Annotated in this window: 10 protein-coding genes and 1 pseudogene; all 11 read left to right on the top strand. The window is 70.9% G+C overall.

Going from position 1 to position 8138, the window contains the following annotated elements; genetic code table 11:
• Window positions 1–205, top strand: a pseudogene (locus tag CCN44_RS34440) (SPDY domain-containing protein); the annotation flags it as partial.
• A 27-nt stretch (window positions 206–232) separates the two neighbouring features.
• A complete protein-coding gene (locus CCN44_RS34435) occupies window positions 233–589 on the top strand; it encodes a hypothetical protein (protein ID WP_086702333.1) in 357 nt (118 codons plus the stop codon).
• A complete protein-coding gene (locus CCN44_RS34430) occupies window positions 580–1401 on the top strand; it encodes an SPDY domain-containing protein (RefSeq protein ID WP_086702331.1) in 822 nt (273 codons plus the stop codon). The genes CCN44_RS34435 and CCN44_RS34430 overlap by 10 nt, the downstream gene beginning before the upstream one ends.
• Window positions 1402–1474: 73 nt before the next feature.
• On the top strand, window positions 1475–1987 hold the full coding sequence (locus CCN44_RS34425; RefSeq protein ID WP_193457946.1) for a hypothetical protein: 513 nt from the start codon (window positions 1475–1477) through the stop codon (window positions 1985–1987).
• A 2-nt stretch (window positions 1988–1989) separates the two neighbouring features.
• On the top strand, window positions 1990–2136 hold the full coding sequence (locus CCN44_RS44705) for a hypothetical protein (RefSeq protein WP_158103193.1): 147 nt from the start codon (window positions 1990–1992) through the stop codon (window positions 2134–2136).
• A 32-nt stretch (window positions 2137–2168) separates the two neighbouring features.
• Window positions 2169–3965: a type IV secretory system conjugative DNA transfer family protein gene (locus CCN44_RS34420; protein WP_086702327.1), complete on the top strand. Its 1797-nt coding sequence runs from the start codon at window positions 2169–2171 to the stop codon at window positions 3963–3965.
• A 65-nt stretch (window positions 3966–4030) separates the two neighbouring features.
• A complete protein-coding gene (locus CCN44_RS34415) occupies window positions 4031–4636 on the top strand; it encodes a hypothetical protein (RefSeq protein WP_143650169.1) in 606 nt (201 codons plus the stop codon).
• A gap of 184 nt (window positions 4637–4820) precedes the next feature.
• Window positions 4821–5420 carry a hypothetical protein gene (locus CCN44_RS34410; protein WP_086702321.1) on the top strand — a complete coding sequence of 200 codons (600 nt, stop codon included), beginning with the start codon at window positions 4821–4823 and terminating at the stop codon, window positions 5418–5420.
• A 95-nt stretch (window positions 5421–5515) separates the two neighbouring features.
• Window positions 5516–6286 (top strand): hypothetical protein, encoded by a 771-nt coding sequence (locus CCN44_RS34405; protein WP_237480844.1) that lies wholly within the window; start codon window positions 5516–5518, stop codon window positions 6284–6286.
• Between the two features lie 550 nt (window positions 6287–6836).
• Window positions 6837–7325 carry a hypothetical protein gene (locus CCN44_RS34400; RefSeq protein ID WP_086702318.1) on the top strand — a complete coding sequence of 163 codons (489 nt, stop codon included), beginning with the start codon at window positions 6837–6839 and terminating at the stop codon, window positions 7323–7325.
• A 13-nt stretch (window positions 7326–7338) separates the two neighbouring features.
• Window positions 7339–8138: hypothetical protein (locus tag CCN44_RS34395; RefSeq protein WP_086702315.1), on the top strand; the 800-nt coding region annotated here is incomplete at its 3' end.

Here is an 8138-nt window from a genome sequence, read left to right as displayed (position 1 = left end):
GCGCCCGCGCGGGCGCGTCCCGCACAGCGCACAGATCCGCACCTGGTCGGTCTCCGTCACGCCCTCCCAGCTCAGCGCGTGGCAACAGGCCCGGATCACGGCCGCCCGCGCCGCCACCTGGGCCCGCAACAGCGCCCGAAGCACACGGCCACGCACCACCGCCCGTCCCTATACCCACGCCGGCGGCGCCCGGACCCGCCGCTGATCCGACGCCCCCGTCCCAAGGAGCCCGATGCCCGCAATCACTCCGGACACCATCCACGCCGCGACCGAGACCCTGTCGGATCTGACCGACTACCTGCGCGAGAACCCTGACCCCGTCGAGGCCCTCGCCCTCGTCGAGCCCCTTTTCGATGAGTACACGGGCCTGCCCGTTCAGCTCGCCGACACCCTGCGCGCCCTCGCGCGTGCCCTGCAGGAGCACCCGGACGTCCCGCGCACCGCGCAGGTAGACCTTCTGATCACCGAGTTGCGCACGGCCGCGTGGGAGCAGGCCGACCAGCACGCCCTCCACTACGTCCTGGACGACCTCCGCGACCTGTACGGCAGCGCCGGCACAAGCGAGCGGGGGAGTGCCCGGTGCCCCTGAGCGAACGGCAGCTCGCCGCGTTCGCCGACAAGCACGCCTGGCAGATCCCCTTCGACACCAGCCCCCGCCATCTCGCCGGCCCCGGAGACGCCCGTCACGTCACCTACGGCCTGGCTGCCGCCGGATGGAGCGCCGTCTCCGACCCCCTGAGTGCCGAGATCGTCCTGCGCAGCCCCGACCTGCGCCACCGCCTCCAGTTCGACCCGCAGTCCACCACCTCCGCGTGGTGGCGGCTGCGGGCGGAGCCCACCGACACCGAGCCTGGCTGGTACGCCGAGTTCGGCGAACTCGTGCCCGCCGAGGTCCTCGCCGGCTTCACGGACGCCCTCATCGTCCCGCCGCAACAGCAGCCGGACCCGTGGCAACCGGTGACCTCGGCGGGGTGGCACCGCGACTCAGACGGCACAGCGCGCTCGCCGGACTCCATGTGTCACATCGAACTGCGCCCGTTGAGCGAGCTCCACGACCGGCCGTCCTGGCACGTCGAGACCCGTGAGCCCGGCCACGGAGAGTTCCACGGCCCGCGCATCTGGCACGCCTACTTCGACGAGCGCACCCCCGCCCACCTGGTCGGATCGTTCCTCACCGCACTGGCCGACCGTAGCCCGCTCCAGCGCGGCATGTACGACCGCACCGGCCACTACAGCGCCGTGCAGGAGCCCAGCCCACTGCGCCCACAGCAGGTGGTCGACGCCCACGCCACGCGCCTCAAGTCCCTCCGCGCGCAGGCACGCTCCGCCCGCCTGCGGCAGACGAAACCCGCGACGACCCCGGCGAACGTCGGCCCAGCCCAGCCGGCCGCTCGCCGCTGAACCGACAGGACTCCACCTCATCTCCACCGACCACCACGCACACCGCGACTTCCTCCGCCACCTCGACCGCTACGTGAGGGACAGCAAGAAGATCCTCGACGCCTGGGACTCCTACTCCGACGAGCACACCGACCTCGACGGCTGGCCCCACGACGACCACGCCTACGGCATGCGCGCGAGCCAGCGCGACGCCGACACCGCCGAGGCGTTCGAGCCGCTCCGCTACGGCGCCCGTCACCTGCTGGCCACCGCCGAGACACAGCTGGCCCAGCTGACGGAGAACACGGTGCAGAGCCGCTGGGTCTACCAGTTGGGCGTCCTGCGCGACGCCCTCGACCGGCTCGACGAACTGCACGAGCAGTGGCTGGAGACCCGAGACGCCCTCCCCACCACCGCCAAGCCCGGCACCGCCGACTTCGACGACGCCCTCGCCGAGCATCACGCCGAATCGTGGAGCTACCTCGATGACTGGGCCACCCACGGCAAGGCACTCCGGGAGATCAACTCCGCCGCTCGCAAGGCCCGTTCGCCTCTGGCCCCCATACCGGTCCCCGCACCCGCCCGGCGGATTGCGGCACGGAAGTGAACATGCCGCCGGCTCCCGAGACCGTCGAGGTCGACGTCATCGCCCCGCACCACCCCGTCGGCGGCGGTGATCCCGCCTGGATCACCGTCCCGTCGACCAAACCGATGCCCTCGGCGCCTCCGCCGGTCAAGAACGGCCGCAGCCGCTGATCCCCTCCGTCCCGCCAGGAAGCACGTAGCCCTTGCCCCCTTCCTCCTCCTCGAACAGTTCCACCGACGGATACGACCTCGTTCTGCGCCTCCTCCTCGGCGTACTCGCGATCGTCGTCCCCCTCGCCCACTTCGCCTGGCTGTCGGGCAACATCACCGCCTACCTCACCGGAGCCGACTGGGTGCCCTACCAGCCGACCGCCGCCCTGCTCCACCCCGAGCAGGTCTGGCCCCGCACAGGAGAAACGTCCCTGCTGATCGGCGCCCGCATCGTTCCCGTCCTTCTGCTCCTGACCCTCGGGGTAGCGGTAGGCGTCGTATGGGCCCGGCACACGAGCCGCAGCGGAGGCCGGAAACAGAAGATCACAGACATGGCCAAGGCCCGGGACATCGAGCCCCTGATGGCCAGGGCGATCACCGACAAGGCCCGCTCCCTGCGGCCGAGTCTGAAGGACGCCAAGAACATCGACGCGAAGGACACCGGCATCCTCCTGGGCAACCTGCAGGGCACCAAGCACGAGGTGCGCATGGGGTTCGAGGACGTCGCCGTCGCGATCATGGCACCCCGGTCCGGCAAGACGACCTCACTCGCCATCCCCTCCATCCTGCACGCCCCCGGACCGGTGCTGCTCACCAGCAACAAGGCCGCCGGCGATGCCTTCACCACGGCCTACGAAGCGCGGGCAAAGGCGGGACGGGTGTGGACCATGGACCCGCAACAGATCGCCCACGCTGCCCGCGAGATGTGGTGGAACCCCCTGGCCAGCGCGACCACCCTGGACGGGGCGAACCGGCTGGCCGGCCACTTCCTCGCCGCGAGCGTCGATGCCTCCCAGCAGGGCGACTTCTGGTCCAAGGCTGGCAGCAACATCCTGTCCCAGCTGCTCCTGGCCGCGGCTCTCGACGAGCGACCGATCACCGACATCATGCAGTGGCTCGCCTTCCCGGCCGACCGGACCCCGCTCGACATCCTCCGTGATCACGGTTTCACCGCCGTCGCCGCCCAGCTCAAGGGCACCGTCGAGGGACCTCCCGAGACCCGCGACGGCATCTACGAGACCGCCCGCCAGTACGCCGCCGCGCTGCTCAACTCTGAGATCGCGGCCTGGGTGACGCCGCAGAAGGACGTCCCCGAATTCCAGCCGGCGCAGTTCGTCACCTCCACCGACACGCTCTTCCTGCTCAGCAAAGACGGAGGCGGCGGCGCCTCCGCGCTGATCGCGGCGTGCGCGGACGCGGTGATGCGAGCCGCGACCGCCCAAGCCGAGCGCGCCGGCGGACGCCTCGACCCGCCCATGCTGGCGATCCTCGACGAGGCCGCCAACGTGTGCAAGATCAGCGACCTGCCGGACCTGTACTCCCACCTCGGCTCGCGCGGGATCATCCCCATCACGATCCTGCAGTCCTACCGCCAGGGCCAGAAAGTCTGGGGTGACGCCGGCATGGACGCCATGTGGTCCGCCTCGACTGTGAAGGTCATCGGCAGCGGAATCGACGACCCTGACTTCGCCGACAAGCTCAGCCGCTTGATCGGCGACCACGATGTCGAGACCACCTCAACCTCACACTCGGAGTCCGGCAAGTCGACCTCCGTGTCAATGCGGCAGGAACGGATCCTGCCCCCCGACGCGATCCGCGCCCTGCCCAAGGGCACCGCCCTGTGCTTCGCCACCGGCATGCGGGCCGCCATGCTCGACCTGCGCCCGTGGTACCTGGAGCCCGGCGCAGCGGACCTGTCGGCGGCGTCCGCCCGCGCATCGAAGGCCATCACCGCCCGCGCCGTCGCGAAGCACGCACCCACCCAGACCGACTTCGGACCAGCGGCGTGACACACGCCGCCCGCACCCCAGTCCCCCGACACCACGTCCGTCCCTTCTCCATCGCGGAGTTCTTCTTGCAGATCATCGACTTGGCCGAGCAGACCCGCCTCCTCGGCCAGGTGGCACCCGCGCTGGAAACCCTGCGCGACGACGTACGAAAGGTCCGCGAGGGAGAGATCCTCAAGCCCGTCCGGGAGATCGCCCCCTTCGCTCGGCGCACGCAGCAGCTGGCGATGCAGTGCACGCAGCAGCTGCACGACCTGTCCATCAGCCAGTACGCCGCCATCAAGGACGGCCGCCAGAACCTGGCCCAACTGGCTGGTGCCTGCGCGCAGGTCTCTCTGGCCGCCACCCTGTGCACGCTCGCCATCAACAGCCGCACCGAGATCCTGCTGTACGAGGACGCCGACCCCAACCCCGCGGCCAGCCGCGACAACCTGCGACGCGCCGCCGACGAAATGGACCGTGCCCGTACTACATACCGCTCGCTGACACAGCACCTGTCAGGGCGCCTCGCCTCGGCCGCCGCCCGGCGAGAGGACGAGCAGCTCATCGACCGCGCGCTCGTCGGCCCCGGCATCACGACCGCGCACTCGCCTGCACCGTCACCCGCCAGCACTGCGTCCAGTCCAGTCCCGCCCAACTCCCCGACGAGCTCCCCTGCGCCAAAGACGCGCTGACCGCGACCCGCTCAACGGCTCGATCCACCCAGTGCGTTGTGGCCTCAAACCCGGGCCCCCACGGACATCACCATCCGCGCGGTCGCCAAACATGCGCACCGGCAAGGCGGCTTCGGCACGGCCGCGTAACCCGGCTGCGCCCCACTCGCCGGCTCGCGCTCACCGCCCAACCATCCGGAGCACCATGGCTCTCATCGACCATTCCGATGTCTTCATAGGCTCGACCGGCGATGGATGGACCTTCGTCGTCCTCAACCGCCCTATCCGCAATGCCTCCCGCATCCTGACCGGGGCGGGGTTCACCGCTCGCGAGCACCAGGGCCGCACCCTCCATCTCCTGCCGCCCGAGACTGCCGAGGACGCGCACGAGCGCGCCGGTGTCGCGGCCTACGGGCTGCTCGCGCACACCATGGACTTCGTCGACCTCGCCTGGACCACGCGCCAGCGCGGCGCGATCCCGGCCGCCCAGCCCGACGTGAGTTTCCGTTTCACCGACCACGCGGTCACCGCGACCGCGGCCACGGACCGAGCACGCGCCATCCTGGCCCGGCACCGCTTCACACCCTCAGCTGACGGCTCGCTGTACGTGCTTGCGGCCGGCCTCAGTGAACGGGCCGTCGTCAGCAGCGTGGTGCAGACCGAGGCCCACCTCCACGCCGACGGCATCAGCGTGCGCATCGACCTCGGCATCGCCACCCTGCAGGACATCCCACCGGCACCGCCCCGCCCCGGCGCCGCCCCCTCTCCGCCGTCCACCACACCGGTCAAGCGGCGCAGCCGCTGACCACCGTCCCTCTCACCCGGAGCAGCAGCATCCGCCAGATCGACCTTCAAATCGAGATCTCCCGCCTGCGGCAACTCGGCAGCGACTTCGAGGACTTGCACAGCGAGATCCGCTCGCTCACCCTGACACCCGGCACCGACGCCCGCCAGCAGCTCACGTCGAAGATCGTGGCCACGAACCAGCTGGTCCAACGGGCCATGGAACGCCTCGCCGCCCTCGATGGCAGCCAGTACACCGCCGTACCCGGCAGCCGCCCGTCTCTGGAGGCGCTCGCCTCCGTCGTCCTGGCCGCCAGTCTCGCCGCGTCCGACCTGGCTTGCGCGCTGGAGGCCAATCCCCTGGAGGGCGCGGCGTTCCCCGGCCCGCCGGCCGATGAAGCAGCCGTGCGCAAGGCACGGCATGCGGAGGCGACCCCCGTCATGGCGGAGCACCTCGCCGACGCCGCCCATCAGCTCGTCCTGGCCCACACCGGCTGCTACTACCTCGCCAGCGGCATCACCCGAGACCTGAAGCAGCACGCCGAACAGAACCAGGCGACACCGGCGCCGAGGATCACGGACAGTCAGTGTGCCGTCCTCGCCCGGCTGTCCGCAGGGGGCGGCAGCCGTCACGTGATCAGCCGGTACGGCGTGCTCCGGGCCATCGACAAGGACCGGGCCACCGTGAACGTCGCCACCCTCAACGCCCTGATCAAGCGAGGACTCGTCGCGGTGGACACCACCACGTCCCTGCACCAGGGCCAGCGCCTGAACGTCACCGCCGCAGGCCACCGGGCCCTCGCCCAGCACAAGCCCACCACGGCCCCCGCCCGAGCAACGGCCGTGACGCCCCCAGCGACGAAGCAGACAGCGGGACGCACGCGATGACCAGCACCACCCCACCCAACCCGCCGTCTCATTACCCGGAGCTCAGCGTCCCCTGCCCCCCGGTCCTGCCGAACCGCCGTTCTCCACACCCGAACTGTCGGCCATCGCGCGCCGACTGACCTGGCAACAGCGCGCCGCCCTCCGGGTTCTGGCACGGACACCCAGCCGAGTCCGGCAACGGGACAACGGCCCGCAGTATGTGGACACCCAGACCTCGTCGCACATCGCGTTCACAACGTGGCACGCCCTGGAACGCAAGGGCCTGGCCTACCGCGACCACACCGCCCACCCCGCCTCCCTCCTCGGACAACGCCTGGCACTGACCGGCAAGGGACTGGCCGTCCTCAACCACCTCTCCCGGGCCAGCTTCCCGCCCTCGGCAACCCAACTGTGGCCACCCGCTCCGCCGCGGCATTACACCTCAGCCCCCAGCGCCCCAAACACCCCGCGCCACTGACCGCGCCGCCGCGCATGCAGCCTCCGGCCGCCCGACCACCTTTCCCCACCAGGAGCCCCCCTGCGCGTCTACGAACCGCACGACCTCGACGACATGACGCTGGAGGAGGCACTCGACGCCGTCCTCGCCGACCTGCACGACCACCGGATCACCGGTGACGCGGTTGGTCTGTTCAACGTGATGCGGCACATCGACCTGCTGTGCCACATCACCTCCCGCGTGACCGGCGAAACCCAGTACTGCCTGTTCTACGACCACGCCGACGCCGCAGACCAGGCTCGGGCCGAGCCGCTCAGCCAGGCAGCCGGGCACCTCGGCCGTGCGACCGCCCACTACGCCCAAGCCCTGGCCCTCGTCGTCACCCTGTGCAAGAGCAGCGCACACACGACGCTGCAAAAGCGACTGGACGCGATCGACGTCCACAGTCACCTCGGCGCGCACCGTGCCGATGCCTTCCGCGCGTTGTCCGACGCCCGCCGCTACCTGACCGAGCCGCGCCCGGCCGGCGGAGACACCGCGCCAACGCCACCTCCCGCCCAGCAGCCCCGCGCCAGCCCTGACCGCCAGCCCGCTCGCCCCTGAAGTCCTCCCCCTGATGACGACATCGCCCGACCCCGATCACACCCCCCTGTTCGACGTGGACGTGCCCGAGCCGCTGACCCCCGTGGCGCGGCTGCTGGCGCTTGCCGACCTCTACACCCGGCACAACGACAGGCTCGACATCCTGGTCTTCGGCCGCACCCCTCAGTGCGAGCCGGATGCCTACGCGGCCTCCGCCCGCCGTCTGGAGCGCGAGGCCCTCGCCTGCATCAAAGCGGTCCGGCAGCAGCCCCTGCCCGCCATCGAACCGGTGACCAGCGCCGTCGTACGCCTGAAGCAGATCGCCTACCTGACCGGCGGAGCCACTCGCTACCTCACCGCCGCACAGCACGTCTGGCCCCCCGACGGTGCGCAGCACGAGCGCCCCGACCCCCGGCGCGGGTTCGGCCAGTACGTGCGGCTGGCCCGCGAACTCACCGCCCTCGCGCCCTTCGCCGTCATCGAGTCCGCCATCCACATCGCCGGCAGGCTGCCCCGCAGAGCCCGCACCGACGCCACCGTCCCCGGCATTGAAGAAGCCCATCGCGGCGTGCTGCTCGACGTGGCCCGCGGCAACATCACCGTCACCGAGTACGACGGGCATCAGCGCGCCTATTGCCACGACGTGGGTGTAGACGGCGAGATGCTGCGCCACCTGGAATCCCAAGGTCTGGTGACCCGCGAGCCCGGGTCCGCACCCCCGTTCTTCCGAGGCGGGCCGCCACGCGACCGCGCACGTCTGACCGCCCCCGGAATCTCGGCCCTCAGCGCTGTCATCGATTCCCCCCTGCGCATCAGCCTGTCGGCGGCCCGCCC

The sequence above is a fragment of the Streptomyces tricolor genome (assembly GCF_002155905.1).
GTDB classification, from domain to species: Bacteria; Actinomycetota; Actinomycetes; order Streptomycetales; family Streptomycetaceae; genus Streptomyces; species Streptomyces tricolor.
Note: the sequence above shows the minus strand (reverse complement) of the source record. Positions and strands in the feature narration are given on the sequence as shown.